This is a genomic window from Streptomyces sp. NPDC028331, assembly GCF_055565775.1.
Map to the genome: position 1 here is coordinate 75,149 of NZ_JBVHTR010000014.1, position 17,572 is coordinate 92,720.

The following is a 17,572-nucleotide window of genomic DNA, read 5'->3' on the forward strand; positions in this document are numbered from 1 at the left end:
GTCTTCCGGTGCGTGCCGGGGTCCGTCGAAGCCGCCACTTTTTGTTATCGGCCGTGTCCGGGGCCGTCTCCTGTGCGCAACCGTCCCGATCGGACCACCTGACGAGACCGAGGACCCACCGACGTGAGAGCACAGATCAGCCGCCGGAGCATGCTGAAGATCGCCGGGACCGCCGCGGGCGCGGCCGCGGTCACCGTCGCCCCCGCGCCCGGGGCGTCGGCTGCGGGAACGGCCTTCGCGCACCCCGGGCTGCTGCACACCCGGGCCGACCTCGACCGCATGGCGGCCAAGGTGAAGGCGGGCGCCGCTCCCTACACGGCGGGTTTCGCCAAGCTGACCGCCAACCGGCATGCGCAGAGCGCCTGGACGGCCCGGCCGGCGGCGACCGTCTACCGGGGATCGGGCACGCCGGAGAACTACTCGGTCCTCTACAACGACGTCCACGCCGCCTACCAGAACGCCCTGCGCTGGCACGTCAGTGGCGACACCGCGCACGCGGACACCGCCGTGGCCATCCTCAACGCCTGGTCCGCCACGCTCACCAAGCTGGACGGCACGGCGGACCGCTTCCTCGCGGCCGGGCTGTACGGCTACCAGTTCGCCAACGCCGCCGAACTGGTGCGTGATCACGCCGGGTTCGACCTGGCCCGCTTCCAGAAGATGATGCGGTCGGTCTTCCTTCCCCTCAGCTCCGACTTCCTCGTCCACCACAACGGCGCCTACGTCAGCAACTACTGGACCAACTGGGACCTGGCCGCGATGGCCTGCGTCCTCGGCGTCGGCATCCTCTGCGACGACCGCACCGCGGTCGACCAGGCGGTCTCCTACTTCCGGCAGGGCCAGGGCATGGGCTCGGTCAGGAACGCGATCCCCGTGGTGCACCCCGACGGCCTCGCCGAATGGGCCGAGGCGGGGCGCGACCAGGGGCACGCCCTGCTCGGCGTGGGCCTGATGGGCACGGTGTGCGAGATGGCCTGGAACCAGGGCATCGACCTGTACGGATACGAAGACAGCCGCTTCCTCAAGGGCGCCGAGTACGTGGCCAGGTGGGGCATGGGCGGATCCGTGCCCTACACGGCGCTGACCCGGAAGAAGGGCGCACCGGGCGTCTGGTCCGGCAGCGAGACGACCAGCAGGGCGGCCGCCGTGGACCCGGCCATGACCCGCCCGATCTGGGCCATGATCGCCAACCACTACACCAAGCGCCGTGGGCTGGACGCACCCTACGTCACGCGGATCGCGGCCAGGACGGCCCCCGAGGGCGGCGGCGGGGACTACGGGCCCAACAGCGGCGGTTACGACCAGCTCGGTTTCGGCACGCTGACGTTCACCCGCGACCGGGCGTCCGCCACGGGCGCGGCCGCATCCCCGGCCCCCGGATCCGGGACGGGCGCCCGGGCCGGAGGCGGCGGATCCCCCGCGCCGTCGTCCGCGGCCGGAGCGCAGGGCGCCCGGAGCAGGGACCTGGCGGACACCGGCTCCTCGGACGTGCCCGCGTGGACCGCCGCCGCGGGCGTCACCGCCGTCGCGGGCGGACTGCTCCTGCTGCGCCGCCGCGGCCGCGCCGGGCGCGACCGCGCGTGAGCCCGCCGTCCGGCGGTCCGCCGTCGTCGGACCGCCGGGCGCCTGCTCCCCGCACACGCTGGGTACCCGACCTGCTGCGCCCGGTACGGAAGGACCGATTCCGCATCTTTCGGGATGCGCGCTGCGCCATCCGGGGCAAAGGTGAGGGGAGAATCCACTCGCGGAGGAGACAGAATGTCGACGTCACAGCCTGATGCGTCGCGTCGTCCGGCCGACGACCGTGCCACGCCGGACGAGCTGCTGCACGCGTGCCCCCTCGAGACCTCGGCCGAGGATCTGGTCCTCGCCTCGGGGCGGGACATCACCCCCCAGACCCTCGCCTGGGCGGAGCGGAAGCTCGCCTCCGAGGGACACGCCGCGCTGGACAAGCTACTGCCTTAGCGACTCCCGGTCCGGAATCACCGCGCCGGGGAGGGGGCCGCCCCCCGGAGCCGTGATTGCGGACCGGTGCGGTTGCTGCGGGGCGAGCTTCGGGCTGTCCGCGAGGAGCAGCGCGTCGGCGGCGGCGACGGCGTCGCGCACGTCCCGGGTCCCCGTCATGACGCAGAGCGTGTAGCTGACGTCCGCCAGTTCTGCCGCCGCTTCGGGTGTCTCCCGCTCGGCGAGCGCGATCCGCAGGGACGCGTACCGAGTCAGCAGTCTCCTGACGGCCTTCGGATCCGGAACGAGCACAGTCGGGCCCTTTCTCTGGTTTTTCGGTCCCGACTCCCCCGTCCCGGGGGAAGCATGCACAACTCGTCTCACACCGCGCGCGATATGGCGCGATCTCGGCCCTCCCCTCCCCCACGACCGCCCCTCACCGGACGGGGCCACGGCGCGACACGCGGATCCCCGAGCCGCCCTCCCTCCTCGCCCTTGACGTGCACGGACCATACTGGGAGGCGCCCCTGTCCCCTTTCCGCAGAGTGATCCATGGCAAAGTCCTCCACCGCCCGTGCCACGGCTCCCGACACCGTCTGGCTTGCGCGCGGGCGACACCTCGGCCCGGGTGCCGAGGACGCCGTCCGAAGCCGCCTGCGCAAGCTGAAGAGCGAGAACGTCATCCAGGACGAGACGGAGTTCGACGGCTCCCCGGACGACGCGCCCGCGCGTGTCTTCGAGGCGCGGTGGCTCGTCGCGGACGACGTCGTCGTACGGGCCCGCCTCGATCTCGGGACACCCGACGACAAGGACGGCACCCAGGACTGGGTGCTGGTGGCCGAGGCGGACCGGGCCTGGGACCCCTACTGGCCCTCACCGGCCACCGTCTTCTGGCCCGACGACCCGGACGTGCCCTGGGACCACGACGTGGTGCCCGGGCTGCGCTTCAGGGAGATCAATCCGCTGCCCGCGGAGGACCGGGCCCTGCGGCGTCTGCTGAAGGACTGCGCGCGCCACTCGTGGAGCATCCATGTGGTCGTGCACGAGGCGATGACCCCCGACGAGCGCGGACTGCGCCCCCTCGCGCCCCTGTTGCCGCCCGCTCTCAGGCACCGTGTCGTGGAACACCGGGCCGCACCCGAGCAGTTCCAGGTGGTCAACTGGGCCCTGTACGACCTCGGCGCCCGGGTGCCCCGGGGCGGCGCCGTGGTGCTGCCCGCGGCGCCGTCCGGTCCCGGCGCCGACGACAACGGGTTCAGCGTACGCACGGTCTTCCTCGACGGTTCGCGCCCCACGGAGCTGCTCGACACCGTGCGACGCTTCGCCGAGCAGCCCGCGCCCCTGCCGGAGGGCGCCGAGGAGGCCCTGTCCGCGCTGCGGGAGCAGTGGCATCTGACCACCCTCGAGGAGGAACTGGCCCTGGCACGCAGCCGGCTCGCCGCCTACGCCGAGGCGCTCGAGGCCATGACGAGGTCGAGGGACCTGTACCGGGAGGCGGCCGAACTCGCCCACGAGGCCCTGGCGGCCTACCAGGAGTCGGGGGCGCTGCCCGCACCCCGGCAGCCGCGCAAGCGGGAGGGTTTCTCCCTGCGCACCCTGGCCAAGCCCCTGGAGCGCGTGGTGGACGGGGTGAAGTCGCTCGGCGTGCCGGGCCCGCAGGACCGCGGCCCCGCCCCGGAGACGGAGCCGTCCGCGCAGACCTCCCCGGGCGGGCCGCCGGACGCCGGGGAGCCGAAGTAGCGGTACGCCTGCGGACGGACAAAGGCCCCGCCGGGTCCCGGGGGGAGGGCATCGGCGGGGCCGACGGCTCGCGATGCCAGGGGGGAGGGCGTCCGCGAGCGGTCCGAGATGCTGCTGCCCGGCTTCCCCGAAAATATGCGGGGCCGATTTCGACGCCTCCTTTCCGCCATCCGTGACAGCCGGGTGTAGACGGAGGTTTGTCGGGGTACCCGTGGCGAACTCGGTGTGGGGTGCGACTGGTGCGAGCCCGGCAGCGAGATGTTGATCACCTCCGGAGCGCGGTTCGCGGTGCATCTGTCGCCCGCCCCGGGGTAGGCGAGTCCCGCCACACCGTACGGATGGGAGGACATTGTGTCGACTGAGCAGACCCCGCTCTCCATCGATGTGACGATGCCCCGGGAGGATGTCGCGCTGGTCACTGTGAAGGGTTTCCTGGACGTCGACACAGCGACGGAGTTGCATCACCACCTCGCCAACCAGATGCACCACGGCCGGCAGCACCTGTTGCTCGACCTGTCGGAGGTGCCGTTCATGGACTCGTCGGGCATCAACATCATTCTCAACGCCTACAAGGAGACCCGTCAGGTCGGCGGTTCGATCGGCCTCATCGATCCGGCCCCGGCCGTGCAGCGGATCCTCGACCTGACGGGGGTGAGCCTGACCGTCCCGTCCTTCAAGACCGTTCAGGACGCGCTGGACGGCACGGGCGATACGCTGAGCCGCCCCTAGAGCCCCTGGGCGAGGCGTTGCCTCGAAGGCCGGACCGGGTCGTGTGTGCGCCGAGGCGAGCGGTCACCGTACAGTGGCCCGACTCGGCCGTGACCGGCTCCGTGTGCTTGCTGACGGCCAGTCAACCGGTAGCGTCATCAAGGGACTTCGTCCGCCCGCCTGATTTCCGTGTTCGTCGTCACCCGCCCGCAACGGCCCGACGCCGTGCAGTCGGCGAGGTCCCCCGATCGTTTGACGATCTCCGGGGCGTCCTCGAATACCGAGGGGGATCTCCCATGATTACAGTGGTCGCGCGACAAGGACCGCGCTCTCCGGGCAGGCTCCCCGGCCGTCGGGGGAGAGAACGTACGAAGGAGACAGGGACGTGACGGACCAGGAGTCGGCAACGAACCCAGGGGCGTCGACAAGGGTCGTGGGGGACTTCCTGCTACGCCGTCGGGAGCAGATCTCTCAGCGCTGGGCCGACCAGACGCTGTTCCGTACGGTGTTCACCGTGTCCCGCGACGAGGCGGTGGAAGCCGCGGGCTCCCTGGTGGAGGCCCTCGCCACGGTGGCCGCGTCGGGACGGATCGAGGACATGAACGCCGCCGGGTTCGCCGGGGCGCGGGACCAACTCGCGCGTATGGTGGCCTCGCGGGCCCGTGCGGGAGCGACGCCTTCACAGATCGCCGACGAGGTGGCGGCCCTGCGGTCGTCGGTGACCGAACTGCTGAGGGCGGAACTGTCCGGTTCGGACGGCGAGGCGAGCAGCGCGCACGTCGTCGCGCTCACCGTTCTGATGGGCACCCTGAGGGTGCTGGTGATGGAAACCACGCTGAGCGCGGGCGAGGAGATCATCGAGCGGCAGCGCCTGCAACTGCTCGAAGTGGCCACGCCCGTCATCAAGTTGTGGAACGGCATCGTCGCCGTGCCGCTCATCGGCACACTGGACAGCGCCCGCAGCCAGGTCGTGATGGAGAGCCTGCTGGACGCCGTCGTCACCCAGCAGGCCCGGTTCGCCATCCTGGACATCACCGGGGTGCCCACCGTGGACTCGTTGGTGGCGCAGCACCTGATGAAGACGGTCGCGGCGGCGCGCCTCATGGGCGCCGAGTGCATCGTCTCCGGTATCCGGCCGGCGATCGCCCAGACGATCGTGCATCTGGGGATCGACCTGGGCTCGGTCCTCACCCGGGCGAGCCTGGCCGACGCCCTCGCCTACGCCCTGCACGAGCTGGGCGCCGTGATCGTCGACCGGGCGGGCCACGGAGGAGGCCAGCGGTGACCGGCGGATTCGAAGGCCCTGGGGGTGCCTCCGTCCCCGTACTCAAGCTCGGCGACGTGCTGCTCGTCACCCTTCAGGGTGAACTGGAGGACAAGGCCGCCGAACAGCTTCAGCAGGACATCAGCGAGGCGATCGCGGGCAGTTCCGCCACCGGGGTGGTCATCGACGTCTCCGGTGTCGAGATCGTCGACTCCTTCCTCGGACGCGTGTTCGCGGAGATCGCGGCGAGTTCCAGGCTGCTCGCCGCGGAGACCGTCGTGGCCGGCATGCGCCCCGCGGTGGCCATCACCCTGGTGGAACTCGGCCTCACGCTGCCGGGTCTGCGCACCGCGCTCGACACCGACGAGGCCCTGCGGATGCTCACCCGGTCGTCCACGCCCCTGTCCCACGGCCGAGCACGCCAGGAGAACGCGTGACGGAGACATCGGGCCGCGTCACCACATGCCTGCCCATCCGCACGGACATGGATCTGGCGTGGGTGCGGCAGCATGTGCGGCAGGCTGCTGCCGAGATCGGTTTCGGTCTGGTGGAACAGACCAAACTGATCACCGCGGCCAGCGAGCTCGCACGCAACACACTCGTCCACGGCGGAGGCGGACAGGTCGAGTTCGCCTTCCTGGACAACGGCCGGACCCGGGGCCTGCGCCTGTCCTTCGTCGACGAGGGACCGGGCATCCCCGACATCGAGCAGGCCCTCACCGACGGCTACACCTCGGGCGGCGGCCTCGGCCTCGGGCTCGGCGGAGCCCGGCGGCTGGTCCACGAGTTCTCGATCGACTCCCGTCCCGGCAACGGCACCCGGGTCACCGTGGTCTGCTGGGCCGCCGGACCGCCACGACCCCGTGAGGAGATCCGATGACCCGCGTCCGGGACGTGCCCGTGCACGACTCGACCCGGGTACGGGATGTCGCGGTGGCGGCGCGGGAGGCCTGTGGCCAGGCGGGGTTCGATGACGGCCGTACGGCCCAGGCCGTGCTCGTCGCCACCGAACTCGCCACCAACCTGCTCAAACACGGGGGCGGTGGCCGGATGCTCATCGACACGGTCGACGCGGACCTCTCCCCGGACGCGACCGCTCGACGGCCGGCGCTGCAGATCGTCTCCATGGATCACGGTCCCGGCATCCCCGACCTCACGGCCGCACTGGGCGACGGCTTCTCCACCACGGCCTCGCTGGGTGCGGGCCTCGGCACCTGCCGGCGGATAGCGGACGACTTCCAGCTGCACAGCGCGCCCGGACGCGGCACGGTCGCCCTGGCCCGGCTGAGCGCCTCGTCGGGTCGCCGACGACACGGGCACGCCCGGCACACCCACGTCCAGGACCAGGCACCGGTGCGGGCCGGCGGCGTCAACATCCCCCTCGCCGGGGCCGTCTCGGGTGACGCCTGGGCCTGTGTGAGATCCGGGGAGCGCGTCACACTGCTGCTCGCCGACGGCCTCGGGCACGGCCCGGCCGCGGCCGAGGCCTCCGACGCGGCCGTCCGGCAGTTGCGGGACAGCCCCCATCTGCCGCCGGCGGAGCTGCTCGGCGTCCTGCACACGGTGCTGCGCAGCACCCGGGGAGCCGCCGTCGCGGTGGCCCAGCTCGACCTGGCGAAGGGGGATCTGGAGTTCTCCGGCATCGGCAACATCGGTGCCCGGTTCCGTTCCGGCGGCGGCTGGCAGCACCTGCTGTCGCATCCCGGGATAGTCGGCGCCCACCGGCCGGCGCACATTCCGTGCCGGCGGCTGCCCTGGTCGCCCGACTGCCTCCTCGTCCTGCACAGCGACGGACTGCCCAGCCGATGGTCGCTGCGCGAGGACGTGCCCTCCGCGGACCTGGACCCCGGCGTGACCGCGGCTCTGATCGTGCGGGACGCCAGCAGTGCCGCCCGGCCCGTCCGCGACGACACCACGGTGACCGTGCTGTCCCCCACACCGCCGAAGCGTGAGCCATGACCCACACCTGGCAGATCATCACCGTCGTCGACGCCGCCCGGGCCCGGATCGCCACCGCCCGGCTCGCGGCCGACCTCGGTGTCTCCGTCGTCGACCGCACCCGCCTGGTCACCGGGCTCACCGAGCAGCTCCGCCAGTGCCTCACCAAGGGCGGCGCGTGGCGGCTCACCCTGGCGACCACTCCCGCGTCCAAGCGCGACGAACAGCCACGGCTGCGGGTCACCGTCCGTCCCGACCCGGACGAGCGCCCCCACGAGGAGCCGACGTGGCAGGCCCAGGTCCCGGCGCCCGAGCGGGGCGGCCGGGCCGACGCGGTGACGGTGCGCGCCTCCCCGCCGGCCCTCGCCGAGGCCCTCTTCAGCGCCGACGACGACACCGCGCGCGTCCTTCAGGCGCTTTCGGAGCAGGAGGCGCTGGTCGCCTTCCACCGCGAGGAGCTGCACCAGACCAACCAGGGCGTCCTCGCCCTGCATGCCGAGCTGGACGCCGCCGGCCAGGCACAGCGCGCGCTGTTCGCCGCCGAGCGGGCGGCGCGCACGGAGGCCGAGGAGGCGCGCCGCCGGCTCACCTTCCTCGCCGACGCCAGCGCGGCCCTGACGGCGTCCCTGAACCACGGGGAGATCGTGCGCCTGCTCCCCGAGCTGCTGACCCCGACCTACGCGCGCACCGCCGAGGTCTGGCTGCTCGGCGACGAGGACGCGGAGTCGAGCCACGCGCCCCGCGCGGCCGCCGCCGTGCTCGCCGCCCGGACCGGCCGCCCGCAGTACGCGGCGCCCCATCCGGGGGGTCTGCCCGGTGTGGACGACCGGCCGCCCTCGGCCCTGCACCCCACACGGCCGCTGCTGTGCATTCCGCTGTCGGCCCGGCGCGCGTCCCTCGGCGTGATCACCCTCACCCCGCCCGGCGACCGGTGGGACCCGGACGACGCCGTGATGCTGATCGAACTGGCCCGCAGGGCGGGTATCGCCATCGACAACGCCCAGCGTTTCGAGCACAGCCGCGACATCGCCGAGACGCTGCAGCGGGCGCTGCTCACCGAGCTGCCCACCACGCCCGGGCTCCAACTGGCCGCCCGCTATCTGCCGGCGACCCACGGACTCAACATCGGCGGCGACTGGTACGACGCGTTCCGGCAGCCCGACGGGAGCCTGATCGCGGTCATCGGCGATGTCACCGGGCACGGGCTGCACGCGGCGGTGATGATGAGCCAGCTCCGGACGGCCCTGCGCGCGTACGCCGTCGACGGGGGCAGCCCGGGCCGGCTCCTCACCCGGCTGCACCTCTTCCTGCACCATCTGCAGCCGGACCTGTACGCCACCGCGGTCATCGCCCGTTTCCGGCCCGGCGAACCGGTGCTGACCTGGGCCGCGGCCGGTCATCCGCCCCCGGTGCTGCGCACGCCCGACGGCCGGGTGCACACCCTCGACGCCAAGCCGGGTGCCATGCTCGGCGTTCCGGTGCAGCAGGACATCCCGGACCACACCGTGTCCCTGCCGCCCGGCTCCACGCTCGCCCTGTACACGGACGGCCTGGTGGAGCGGCGGGCGTACGGCATCGACCCGGGCATCGAGCGTCTGGCCGAGGCGATGTCCACGCTCGCCGTGCCGGATCTGGACGCCGGTCTGGAGGGCGCCGCGGACCGGGTGCTCGAGCCGATGCTGCGGGATTCGGAGGGCGAGGACGACGTGTGCCTATTGTTGTGTCACGTCAATGGCGAGACGACCGGTACCCCTGGGGAGCTGCCCATGCCGTGATCCTGGATGCGTATCCGGCGGCTTTCTGGCAACCGTCATAAGGGGGGCCGGGCGACAGCGCTACGAACGACGAGAACCGGCCGGAGTGCCGGCCGGGGGAAGGACGGCATGGCAACCGAGCCGCGTTGGGACAAGGCCTGGCCGTTCGAGACGGTGGAGGCCCTGGTGGCCGATTTCGGCGGTGACCTGCCGGACGTCACGGGCGCACGGCTGGCCGCCGAGGAGTTTCTGCGACGGCTGGCGCGGGCGTCGCCTCCGACGAGTCCGGAGTACTGGAACGACATATTGCTGGTGGTCGACGAGCTGGCGGCGAACGCCGTCCAGTACGCGCCCGGGCCGTTCGGCCTGCGGATGCGTGCGACGTACGACGGTGTCCATGTGACGCTGCACGACACGAGTACGACGCCTCCCGCGCCGCGTCCCTTCAAACCGGGCCAGAGCGGAGGCATCGGCTGGCATCTGGTGCACACGCTGTGCCACCAGGTGAGTGTGGTGGTCCAGCCGGACGGCAAGGACGTGCACGTGTTCCTGCCCTGGTAGGGCGCGGCGTTCTCCGCCCGGCCCCACCGGGGCGGAGCCCCCGCCGAGCCGTCGGCCGTCCGACGGTGCGCACGGGGGCCTACGGGCTCAGGCCGCCTGCCACCGCGTCCCGGAGGCGTCCGGGGCGGTGCTGCCGGTGGCGCCTGTCTCTCCGGCCTTGTGTGCCGTGGGCTCGGGGATCCGCGGCACGGTGCCGGTTGCGTCCGTCCGGTCCGGGGAAGCGGGCACGGCGTGCAGCCGACGGCGTCCCGCGGCGCGGGTCCTGGTGCTGCCGCGCGGGGCGAGCATCCGTTCCTCATACCTGCCGAGCGCCAGCACGAGACACAGCATGGACACCGGCATGAGCAGGGCTACGGCGATCATGTGGGCTCCTTCACAGGGTGCCCCTTTCGCGTTGCCCCGCTTCGCCCGTGGAAACACGATTCAGCCGAGCGGCACCAGCACGCTGATGGTCTTGCCGTCCGCACGCGGTTCGATGGTGATGTCGCGTGCCAGTTTGATGATCAACGGCCAGCCGAAGCCGCCCCGGTCCTGCCTGTTCGGGAGCTCGCCGGTGCCGAACGCCACGGAGGGGATGTCCGGGCTGCGGTCGTGCACGACGAGCCGGACGCCCTCCCGGGTCGGGACGGCCTCGAAACCGGCGAGTCCGCCCCCGTGGCGGATGGCGTTGGACACCAGTTCCGAGGTGACGAGCAGCAGGTCGGTGACGGCCTGCTCGGTCGGCCGTACGGGCCGGGTGTCCCAGTGGCTCCGGACCACCGTGAGCACGTGGGCGCGCGCCGTGGCCGCGCTGGTGACCGGGCCGCCGGGCGGGGGCGGGCCGCCCTGCCGCGCGGCGTCGGGCGTGTGCGCGTGCCTCGGGCGTACGGAGGCACCGGTGTCGCGCTCGTCGGCCGCTCCCGGGTTCCCGCCGTCCCGCGGGGGGAGGTCCAGCGGTTTCATCGCGCGCGGAACGAGTCGGGCAGGCCTGCGTGACCCGTGGCGCCGCTGAGACAGCACCGGGACTCGCATCGGACGGGAGCCGGCGGGGCGTGGTGTCGTTCATTCATCGACCCACGCATACCCGTCCGCGGACAAGCCATGAGTGCGAAAAATCGCCCGTTGGGGGATCCACCGCCTGTGCCCGCCGCTCACCGGGCCTCAGGCGGCCAGGGTGGAGGCCAGTTCGGCGGCGGCCTCGACGAGTTCCGCGTCGTGCTCCGCGAGCAGTTGCCGCAGAACGCCCCGGTCGGCGCGTACGGCACGGCGGGCCGCGCGCTCCCACCCCACGTAGTCCTGGGGGTAGTTGAGCAGTTTGGGGTAGACGGAGGCGGTGCTCTCCCACTGGTGGGCGTCGGCGATGTTCCTCAACAGGCGGAGGATCTCCACGCGGCAGGTCACGTGGGGAAGCCGGGCGAGCTCCCACAGGAACGGAACGGTGGCCGCGGTGGCCTGGTCGACCACGAAGCCGTACTGGCAGATGCGCTCCCGCAGGCGGCCGAGCGCTGCCCGGGCGGTGGGCTCGTCGCCCCGGGCGACGTCGTGGAGCAGGACCGGGATGGCCTCGGCGGAGCCGCTGGAATCCTTGATGGAGTCCCACGGCACGTGCCCCAGGTCCTTCAGTGGTGTGGCCATTTCCACTCCCGCAAACAGTGTGGGGCCAAGAACGACACGGCATTGCTGGACACGACATCGCCCTGAGGCGACGTCAGCACGCTGACGTCTGTGAAGCGGTGGACGCCGCCGCTATTATCCACGCTGTCAGCACCGTCGTGCAATTGCACGGGAAATTGCATGACGGGGAGCGGAAGGAGACTGTGGTGCCTTCAGTGCCGAACGGAGTGCAGGCGGGGTCGTTGGACGCCCGCTGGGTCAAGAGCGGGCACAGCAACGCCGAGGGCAACTGTGTCGAGCTGGCCCGCCTGGCCGACGGAGCCATCGCGGTGCGCAACTCGCGTGATCCGGACGGGCCCGCGCTCGTGTACACGCCCGCCGAGCTGGCCGCCTTCCTGGCCGGTGCCAAGGACGGGGAGTTCGACCATCTGGTGTGAGGCGGGTCCGGCCGGCCCGGTTCTGCCGTCCTCTGCGACGGGGCGCGCGGGAATGCGATAATGCGGTCCTGTCGTCCGTCGGCCAACTGGGAGTCAGGATGTCCGCCTCGTCGCACCGTGTCTCCCGTCTCGAACCGTATCTCACCCGGACCCACCCCGCTCCGACTCTTCTGAAGATGCTGGTCGGAGTGCAGTTGGCGGGCATGCGCGAGGACGCCGGCCTCTCCCAGGAGCAGGCGGCCCGGGCGCTCGGGTTCAGTCCGGCGAAGCTGTCGCGCGTCGAGGCGGGCAAAGGCCGTAGGCCGCCCACGGAAGACGACGTACGCGCGCTGCTGCGGCTGTACCAGGTCGGCGACCACGAGGCCTCGGTGCTGCTGCAGTTGCTGCGGCGGGCCGGCGAACCCGGCTGGTGGCAGCGTTACGACAAGCGGCTGATGCCCGAGTGGTTCGACCGCCTGGTCGGGCTGCAGGAGGCGGCCACCGCGATCCGCACCTTCGAGATCCAGTACGTTCCCGGGCTGTTGCAGACCCCGGCCTACACCCGGGCCGTGGTGGAGCGCGGTCTGCCGACGGCGTCGGCCGCCGAGGTGGAGCGCCGGGTGGAGCTGCGGATGCGGCGGCGCGAGCTGCTGTCGCGTCCGGACGCGCCCCAACTGTGGGCCGTCCTCGACGAGTCGGTGCTCATGCGGGTACTGGGCGGTCGTCACGTGATGCGCGAGCAGCTCGAGCACCTGGTCGAGATGGCGCAGCGCCCGCATGTGACCGTGCAGATCGTGCCGTTGGACGTGACCAACGCGTCGGCCCCGTCGATCCCGATCACATATCTGCGCTTCGGCGGCGCGGACCTGCCGGACATCGTCTACCTGGAGCACATCAGGAGCGCCAACTTCCTGGAGGACCGGGACGAGACGGAGGAGTACCGGGTGGCACTGGACCGGCTCGCCGACGAGGCCCTCGACCCGCACGAGTCGCTGGAGCTGTTGCGCAGGACGCTCCGGGAGCGTTACCCGGCCGGATGACCGGGGGCCGGGGGAACCCGCGGGCGACCCGGAGGCGGTGGCCCGTCAGCGGATGCGGCCCACTCCCCCGAACTCGATCCACTCCTGGGTGAGTTGGCGGGGAGCGACCTCGGAGTCCGGCCGCCAGGCGGAGACCTCCACCAGTCCGGGCTCGAGGACGTCCATCCCGTCGAACCAGGCCTGGACATCCTTCTCCTGGCGCACCCGCCCCCAGTGCCCCTGCGTGGCGCGGTCCATGAAGTCGGTGACGAAGTCCCTGACGTCGGCGTCCTCGCTCACCAGTTGGCACATCACCATGAAGCTGCCGGGCACGAGCCGCTCGGCCACCCGGCGGACCAGGGCGGGCGGTCCGTCCGTCTCGCTGTCCGGGATGCAGTGCATCACCGAGTTGAAGAGGACGGCGACCGGCTGCGTGAAGTCGATCAGACGCCGCGTCTCCGGATGCGAGAGGATCGCATCCGTGTCCCGCATGTCGGCCTGGATCACTGCGGTGCGCTCGTCCTGCTCCAGCAGGGCCCGGCCGTGCACCAGAACCATCGGGTCGTTGTCGACGTACACGACGTGGGACGCCGGGTCGATGCGCTGGGCGACCTGGTGGACGTTGTCCTGGGTGGGCAGTCCGGATCCGTGGTCGAGGAACTGGCGGATCCCGTACTCCTCGGCGAGTGTCCGTACGACGCGCTGCAGGAACCGCCGGTTGTTCAACGCGAGCGCCCGCGTGCTGGGCACGACCTTGTCCAGCTCTTCACAAGCGGCCCGGTCGGAAGCGTAGTTGTCCTTGCCGCCCAGGTAGTAGTCGTACATACGGGCGGCCGTCGGCACCGAGGCGTCGACCGACGTGGACAACTGCCTGCCAGACTGCATCGTTCCCCCAGATCCGGGCCGGGCCGTCGAACCGGCTCGGCGGGCACACCATCCTAGGGAACCGGCGCTCGCCCGTGCCAGTACTCGAACGAAGGACACCTCGCCAAGTCCGCCGCCACTCCCCCGCGTTGCGAAGGAGCCCCGCCAGGGCCTTCGCGGCCGGTCCGGCGCCCCCGGTCGCGGCCCAGCCGGTCGCCGACCCGGGGTCCGGGCCGGAGGCGGACCCGGGGGCGCGCCTGACAGGTCGCCCCGTAGGATCGGCGCAGGCAGGCCCGGTGACGGGGGCCGGCCATCGGCGAGGACGAGGAGACCCGGTCATGACGGAGCGTGTCGGCGTGGGCGCCCAGGTCGAGGACTTCGCCCTGCCGGACGAGACCGGCGCCGAGCGACGCCTCACCGAACTCCTCGCCGACGGGCCGGTCGTGTTGTTCTTCTACCCCGCCGCCCTCTCCCCGGGCTGCACCGCCGAGGCGTGCCACTTCCGCGATCTGGCCGCCGAGTTCGCGGCCGTCGGCGCGCGGCCGGTCGGCATCAGCGGGGACGCGGTGGACCGGCAGCAGGAGTTCGCCGGACGTCACACGCTCGGCTTCCCGTTGTTGTCGGACCGGGACGGCACCGTCCGGGAGCGGTTCGGCGTCAGGCGGGGTCTCTCCCTGGCTCCGACCAAGCGCGTCACTTTCGTCATCGACCAGGACCGCACGGTCCTGGAAGTGGTGCGCAGCGAACTGCGCATGAGCGCGCACGCCGACCGTGCGCTGGCCGCGCTGCGCGCTCGCAGCGCCTGACGACCGGCGCCCCGGCTCTCCCCGTCGAGCGCAACCGCTCGCCAGGCAGGTCGGACGACTTCTGCGCGAGGCGTTGACCAGAAACCATCGTCGGGGACAGCGGCAAGAAGATCGTCCCGTGCCAGAAGTACAACGGCAACAACACGGGCGCGGAACCGCCGAAGATCGGGACCGGCCCCGACGGCACCTACTGCAAGTACAGCGCGTCCGACATCACCTACCGCTGAGCCGGTTCCCTCCCCCACAAAGAAGGCCCGCCGCCCCCCACCTCGGGGCGGCGGGCCGTGGCCGGCCCGGTCAGTGGGCGGGCCAGCCGTCGAGGTGGCGGTGGAGAGTGACGGTGGGCCGCTCGTGGCCCTTGGGGGCCTTCGCGACCGCGTCGTGGAGCACGGTGTTCACCTCGGCGGCCAGGGCGTCGGCGCGCGCCTTGAGGTCGGTGGCCGGAAGGGTGGAGCGGGTCAGCGCGTCCAGCCGCCGGTGGATGTCCGCCAGCCGCCGCTGCGTCTCCTGGTCCAGGGAGAAGGGGCGCGGCGTGGAGACGATGAACTGGTAGGCCCCGGCGAGGGTCTGGCAGCCGTCGCAGTGCTCGTTGACCGCGTCGCCCCGGTTGACCGCGGTCAGATGCGTGTGCTCGCCGGCCATCGTGACGATCTGGAAGGACAGCGCGACCGAACGGCAGTGGTCGTCGACCGAGCAGCCCACCCCGACGGCGTTGGCCTGGTTGCGCACGCCGGCGGCGTCGACCGCGCCGAGCTGGTGCACGGTGAAGGAGTCCCTGGTCTGGGTGTGGTGCCGGAAGTCGGCGCGGCTGAACGTCTGGTCGGTGGCGACCGCGGTGTGGTGCGGCAGCGCGGTCGCCGCCTGCGCCGGGACGGCGGTCGCGAGTCCGGCCGCCCCGGCGGCGAACAGCCCGGCGCGGACGGCGCGCTTGGTGAAGACCGACTGCGGACGGGGTTTGCGATGCTGGTTCATATGGTCTCCCGCTGGAGTGGTGTCGATGGACCCCGGAGCTTGCCGGGGCGATCAGGAGGCGGTGGGCGACGGCGTTCCGGCCGGCGGCGGGCTGGAACTGACCGGCGCGGACGGGCTGTCGGCCGGGGACGACGGCGCGGACGGCGAGCCGGGGGCGGGACCCACGGGCGCCGAGGTCGGGGGCTGCCCGCTGGGGGCCGGGCTGTCGGAGGGCCGGCCGGCCGTGCCCGGCGGTGACGCCTTGGAGTCGCTGGGGTGCGGGCTCGCCGAGGGCGAGGGAACGGCCGAGGCCGAAGGGCCGGCGGAGGCGTTCGGGGACGCCGTGCCGGACGGCCTGGTGGTGGCCGTGGCCGACGGTCCGGCCGTGTGCCGGTCCGGGAGCGTGGCGTGCCGGGCGGGCGGGGGCGAGGTGGAGACCCCGGGCTGCAGGATCGGGGCGATCGGCGGCTGCTTCGGCAGCGGGCGCGGGGTCAGACCCGAGACCCAGGCGTAGCTCAGGCCGCCGAGGCCGACGACCAGCAGCGCGCACAGCGCGAGGCGCAGCCGTGGCCGTCCGGCCGTCGCCTTCACGCCGCCCCGCCACAGGCGTCCGCCGAGCTTCACCGACAGGTAGACCACGCCGGCCATCGGGCACAGCAGCATGACGCAGCCGATCACGCCCATCAGGCCGGCCGCGATCTGGCCGTGCGCGAACGCGCCACCCGTGCCGAGGAGTTGTTCGGTCAGCGAGCGGATCATCGTGGTGGTGATCCGGGGCAGGTTCCACAGTGCGTAGCCGAGCTCGCCGATGATCAGCGGCACCATCGTCAGCACCCAGACGGCGACGATGGCCCGCGCGGACTTCTTGAGCGCGGTCACCTCGGCGCGGGCCCTGCGCCCGGTGGCGCCCGGGACCAGGCTCAGCAGGATCGGCTTGATCTTGCCGTAGAGGTCGGGGACTCCGGCGAGGTCGCCGAGGATGTAGTAGCCGTCGAGGCGTACCGCCGGCATGAGCTGTTCGAGGATCTCGAAATGGCCGAGATAGACGGCCGCCAGGAAGAACGCCTGGCCGCTCAGGGCGTAGGCGCCGGCCATGGCCAGCATGAAGACGACGTTGAAGTAGACACCGCCGAGGTCGGTGCGGAGCCGGCCGGCCCTGCCGATGCGGTAGACGTCGGTGACGTCCGTGTACATCGAGGGCCAGATGAGGAACAGCCCGCAGCCGATGCAGCCGGGTCTGGCCCCGCCGTAGCGGCAGGCGGAGGCGTGGCCGAACTCGTGGAACACCAGGGACGCCACGGTCAGCACGAACACGACGAGCAGCAGCACCGGCTGGTCCAGCACCTGAAGCACGGGTGTGATCGCGCCGAAGAAAACGAACAGCCACACGTCCAGGACCGCGACGCCCGCGAGGACGGCCATGACGACCAGGGGACGGTGCAGCCAGGCGAGGGCGCCGGCGATCTTCGCCACGCGTCGCTCGTCGAACAGGACGCGGTGTCCCTTGAGCGCCAGCAGCAGGTCCGACCGGGGGGCGGAGACCTGGTCGTCCTCCTGGCCCTCGGGGACCGTCACACCGAGCGGCTCCAGCTTGTTCTCGATCAGATAGCGGATGTTGTCCGCGCTGACCTCGCGTCCGAACCGGGCGCTGACCCGGTGGGCGACCGTCTCGACGTCGCGGCTGCCGTCGATCGACGATGCGACCAGATGCAGCAGCCGCGTGAGCTGCACGACCTGCCCGTCCCCCCGACGGGCGATGTACCTCGGCTCGGTGAATCCCGACCCCTGGTACTCGCCGTGCAGTTGGAGCCCGGCGCTCAGCCGCGGTACGAGCGGCTTGTCCGGGCCGGCGACGGCGAGGCCGCCGGTGGCGACCTGCTCGTACGTCACCGGGATTCCCCCGGGCCCCGGCACCGGGCCGGTGTCGTGAAGTGCCGCGGTGTTCTCCCCCAGCAGCGTCATGTGCGCCTTTCCTCCCCCCGGATGCGGACCGCGCCTGCCCCTGGCGCGGTCC

Annotated in this window: 20 protein-coding genes and 1 pseudogene; 14 read left to right on the top strand and 7 right to left on the bottom strand. The window is 72.2% G+C overall.

What is annotated here, in order from left to right; translation table 11 throughout:
* The first annotated feature begins 150 nt into the window (after positions 1-150).
* Positions 151-1,584 carry an alginate lyase family protein gene (locus ACZ4SW_RS21385; protein ID WP_468246876.1) on the top strand — a complete coding sequence of 478 codons (1,434 nt, stop codon included), beginning with the start codon at positions 151-153 and terminating at the stop codon, positions 1,582-1,584.
* A 174-nt stretch (positions 1,585-1,758) separates the two neighbouring features.
* On the top strand, positions 1,759-1,965 hold the full coding sequence (locus ACZ4SW_RS21390; protein ID WP_468246218.1) for a hypothetical protein: 207 nt from the start codon (positions 1,759-1,761) through the stop codon (positions 1,963-1,965).
* Here ACZ4SW_RS21390 and ACZ4SW_RS21395 read toward each other — a convergent pair.
* Positions 1,954-2,256, bottom strand: a complete 303-nt coding sequence (locus ACZ4SW_RS21395; protein WP_468246226.1) for a DUF5133 domain-containing protein — start codon at positions 2,254-2,256, stop codon at positions 1,954-1,956. The genes ACZ4SW_RS21390 and ACZ4SW_RS21395 overlap by 12 nt on opposite strands.
* A gap of 240 nt (positions 2,257-2,496) precedes the next feature.
* Here ACZ4SW_RS21395 and ACZ4SW_RS21400 point away from each other — a divergent pair, with 240 nt between their 5' ends.
* The 8 genes from ACZ4SW_RS21400 (at position 2,497) to ACZ4SW_RS21435 (ending at position 9,909) form a co-directional block, all read left to right on the top strand.
* The gene (locus tag ACZ4SW_RS21400; RefSeq protein ID WP_468246234.1) at positions 2,497-3,684 is read left to right on the top strand and encodes a hypothetical protein; all 1,188 of its coding nucleotides are present in this window, start codon (positions 2,497-2,499) and stop codon (positions 3,682-3,684) included.
* 351 nt (positions 3,685-4,035) lie between these two features.
* Positions 4,036-4,413, top strand: coding sequence for an anti-sigma factor antagonist (locus tag ACZ4SW_RS21405; RefSeq protein ID WP_468246243.1), 378 nt, complete (start codon positions 4,036-4,038; stop codon positions 4,411-4,413).
* A 364-nt stretch (positions 4,414-4,777) separates the two neighbouring features.
* A complete protein-coding gene (locus ACZ4SW_RS21410; protein ID WP_468246250.1) occupies positions 4,778-5,677 on the top strand; it encodes an STAS domain-containing protein in 900 nt (299 codons plus the stop codon).
* Positions 5,674-6,093 (top strand): STAS domain-containing protein, encoded by a 420-nt coding sequence (locus tag ACZ4SW_RS21415; RefSeq protein WP_468246257.1) that lies wholly within the window; start codon positions 5,674-5,676, stop codon positions 6,091-6,093. Before ACZ4SW_RS21410 ends, ACZ4SW_RS21415 begins: the two co-directional genes overlap by 4 nt.
* Positions 6,094-6,140: 47 nt before the next feature.
* Positions 6,141-6,536, top strand: coding sequence for an anti-sigma regulatory factor (locus ACZ4SW_RS21420; RefSeq protein ID WP_468246880.1), 396 nt, complete (start codon positions 6,141-6,143; stop codon positions 6,534-6,536).
* A complete protein-coding gene (locus ACZ4SW_RS21425; protein WP_468246263.1) occupies positions 6,533-7,615 on the top strand; it encodes a SpoIIE family protein phosphatase in 1,083 nt (360 codons plus the stop codon). The genes ACZ4SW_RS21420 and ACZ4SW_RS21425 overlap by 4 nt, the downstream gene beginning before the upstream one ends.
* The gene (locus tag ACZ4SW_RS21430) at positions 7,612-9,369 is read left to right on the top strand and encodes a PP2C family protein-serine/threonine phosphatase (protein WP_468246270.1); all 1,758 of its coding nucleotides are present in this window, start codon (positions 7,612-7,614) and stop codon (positions 9,367-9,369) included. The genes ACZ4SW_RS21425 and ACZ4SW_RS21430 overlap by 4 nt, the downstream gene beginning before the upstream one ends.
* 108 nt (positions 9,370-9,477) lie before the next feature.
* Positions 9,478-9,909, top strand: a complete 432-nt coding sequence (locus tag ACZ4SW_RS21435; protein WP_468246276.1) for an ATP-binding protein — start codon at positions 9,478-9,480, stop codon at positions 9,907-9,909.
* A gap of 87 nt (positions 9,910-9,996) precedes the next feature.
* Here the strand turns inward: ACZ4SW_RS21435 and ACZ4SW_RS21440 are convergent, their stop codons facing one another.
* The 3 genes from ACZ4SW_RS21440 to ACZ4SW_RS21450 all read right to left on the bottom strand — a co-directional run bounded on the left by ACZ4SW_RS21440 (position 9,997) and on the right by ACZ4SW_RS21450 (position 11,523).
* Positions 9,997-10,272, bottom strand: coding sequence for a hypothetical protein (locus ACZ4SW_RS21440; RefSeq protein WP_468246283.1), 276 nt, complete (start codon positions 10,270-10,272; stop codon positions 9,997-9,999).
* 60 nt (positions 10,273-10,332) lie between these two features.
* Positions 10,333-10,851 (bottom strand): ATP-binding protein, encoded by a 519-nt coding sequence (locus ACZ4SW_RS21445; RefSeq protein ID WP_468246288.1) that lies wholly within the window; start codon positions 10,849-10,851, stop codon positions 10,333-10,335.
* A 198-nt stretch (positions 10,852-11,049) separates the two neighbouring features.
* The gene (locus ACZ4SW_RS21450; RefSeq protein ID WP_468246295.1) at positions 11,050-11,523 is read right to left on the bottom strand and encodes a hypothetical protein; all 474 of its coding nucleotides are present in this window, start codon (positions 11,521-11,523) and stop codon (positions 11,050-11,052) included.
* Positions 11,524-11,708: 185 nt separating this feature from the next.
* Here ACZ4SW_RS21450 and ACZ4SW_RS21455 point away from each other — a divergent pair, with 185 nt between their 5' ends.
* Entirely contained in the window at positions 11,709-11,939 is a 231-nt protein-coding gene (locus ACZ4SW_RS21455; RefSeq protein WP_468246301.1) for a DUF397 domain-containing protein, read from the top strand.
* Between the two features lie 98 nt (positions 11,940-12,037).
* A complete protein-coding gene (locus ACZ4SW_RS21460; RefSeq protein ID WP_468246304.1) occupies positions 12,038-12,958 on the top strand; it encodes a helix-turn-helix domain-containing protein in 921 nt (306 codons plus the stop codon).
* A 45-nt stretch (positions 12,959-13,003) separates the two neighbouring features.
* Here ACZ4SW_RS21460 and ACZ4SW_RS21465 read toward each other — a convergent pair whose 3' ends face one another.
* Positions 13,004-13,822, bottom strand: coding sequence for an SAM-dependent methyltransferase (locus ACZ4SW_RS21465; RefSeq protein WP_468246311.1), 819 nt, complete (start codon positions 13,820-13,822; stop codon positions 13,004-13,006).
* Positions 13,823-14,139: 317 nt separating this feature from the next.
* On the opposite strand from ACZ4SW_RS21465, the gene ACZ4SW_RS21470 reads away from it, so the two are divergent.
* The gene (locus ACZ4SW_RS21470; RefSeq protein WP_468246316.1) at positions 14,140-14,607 is read left to right on the top strand and encodes a peroxiredoxin; all 468 of its coding nucleotides are present in this window, start codon (positions 14,140-14,142) and stop codon (positions 14,605-14,607) included.
* An 83-nt stretch (positions 14,608-14,690) separates the two neighbouring features.
* A pseudogene (locus ACZ4SW_RS21475) lies at positions 14,691-14,834 on the top strand (pectate lyase); the annotation flags it as partial.
* Positions 14,835-14,904: 70 nt separating this feature from the next.
* Here the strand turns inward: ACZ4SW_RS21475 and ACZ4SW_RS21480 are convergent.
* Together ACZ4SW_RS21480 and ACZ4SW_RS21485 are read right to left on the bottom strand one after the other, a co-directional pair.
* Positions 14,905-15,579, bottom strand: a complete 675-nt coding sequence (locus ACZ4SW_RS21480) for a hypothetical protein (RefSeq protein WP_468246323.1) — start codon at positions 15,577-15,579, stop codon at positions 14,905-14,907.
* A gap of 51 nt (positions 15,580-15,630) precedes the next feature.
* Positions 15,631-17,520, bottom strand: coding sequence for a hypothetical protein (locus tag ACZ4SW_RS21485; RefSeq protein ID WP_468246330.1), 1,890 nt, complete (start codon positions 17,518-17,520; stop codon positions 15,631-15,633).
* Between the last annotated feature and the right edge of the window lie 52 nt (positions 17,521-17,572).

What these genes read in the sequence shown, in the direction of transcription:
- ACZ4SW_RS21385 (WP_468246876.1), top strand. Translation starts at nt 151, where the DNA reads ATGCTGAAGATCGCCGGGACCGCCGCGGGCGCGGCCGCGGTCACCGTC.
- ACZ4SW_RS21390 (WP_468246218.1), top strand. Translation starts at nt 1,759, where the DNA reads ATGTCGACGTCACAGCCTGATGCGTCGCGTCGTCCGGCCGACGACCGT.
- ACZ4SW_RS21400 (WP_468246234.1), top strand. Translation starts at nt 2,497, where the DNA reads ATGGCAAAGTCCTCCACCGCCCGTGCCACGGCTCCCGACACCGTCTGG.
- ACZ4SW_RS21420 (WP_468246880.1), top strand. Translation starts at nt 6,141, where the DNA reads ATGGATCTGGCGTGGGTGCGGCAGCATGTGCGGCAGGCTGCTGCCGAG.
- ACZ4SW_RS21425 (WP_468246263.1), top strand. Translation starts at nt 6,533, where the DNA reads ATGACCCGCGTCCGGGACGTGCCCGTGCACGACTCGACCCGGGTACGG.
- ACZ4SW_RS21430 (WP_468246270.1), top strand. Translation starts at nt 7,612, where the DNA reads ATGACCCACACCTGGCAGATCATCACCGTCGTCGACGCCGCCCGGGCC.
- ACZ4SW_RS21435 (WP_468246276.1), top strand. Translation starts at nt 9,478, where the DNA reads ATGGCAACCGAGCCGCGTTGGGACAAGGCCTGGCCGTTCGAGACGGTG.
- ACZ4SW_RS21440 (WP_468246283.1), bottom strand. Translation starts at nt 10,272, where the DNA reads ATGATCGCCGTAGCCCTGCTCATGCCGGTGTCCATGCTGTGTCTCGTG.
- ACZ4SW_RS21445 (WP_468246288.1), bottom strand. Translation starts at nt 10,851, where the DNA reads ATGAAACCGCTGGACCTCCCCCCGCGGGACGGCGGGAACCCGGGAGCG.
- ACZ4SW_RS21450 (WP_468246295.1), bottom strand. Translation starts at nt 11,523, where the DNA reads ATGGCCACACCACTGAAGGACCTGGGGCACGTGCCGTGGGACTCCATC.
- ACZ4SW_RS21460 (WP_468246304.1), top strand. Translation starts at nt 12,038, where the DNA reads ATGTCCGCCTCGTCGCACCGTGTCTCCCGTCTCGAACCGTATCTCACC.
- ACZ4SW_RS21465 (WP_468246311.1), bottom strand. Translation starts at nt 13,822, where the DNA reads ATGCAGTCTGGCAGGCAGTTGTCCACGTCGGTCGACGCCTCGGTGCCG.
- ACZ4SW_RS21470 (WP_468246316.1), top strand. Translation starts at nt 14,140, where the DNA reads ATGACGGAGCGTGTCGGCGTGGGCGCCCAGGTCGAGGACTTCGCCCTG.
- ACZ4SW_RS21480 (WP_468246323.1), bottom strand. Translation starts at nt 15,579, where the DNA reads ATGAACCAGCATCGCAAACCCCGTCCGCAGTCGGTCTTCACCAAGCGC.
- ACZ4SW_RS21485 (WP_468246330.1), bottom strand. Translation starts at nt 17,520, where the DNA reads ATGACGCTGCTGGGGGAGAACACCGCGGCACTTCACGACACCGGCCCG.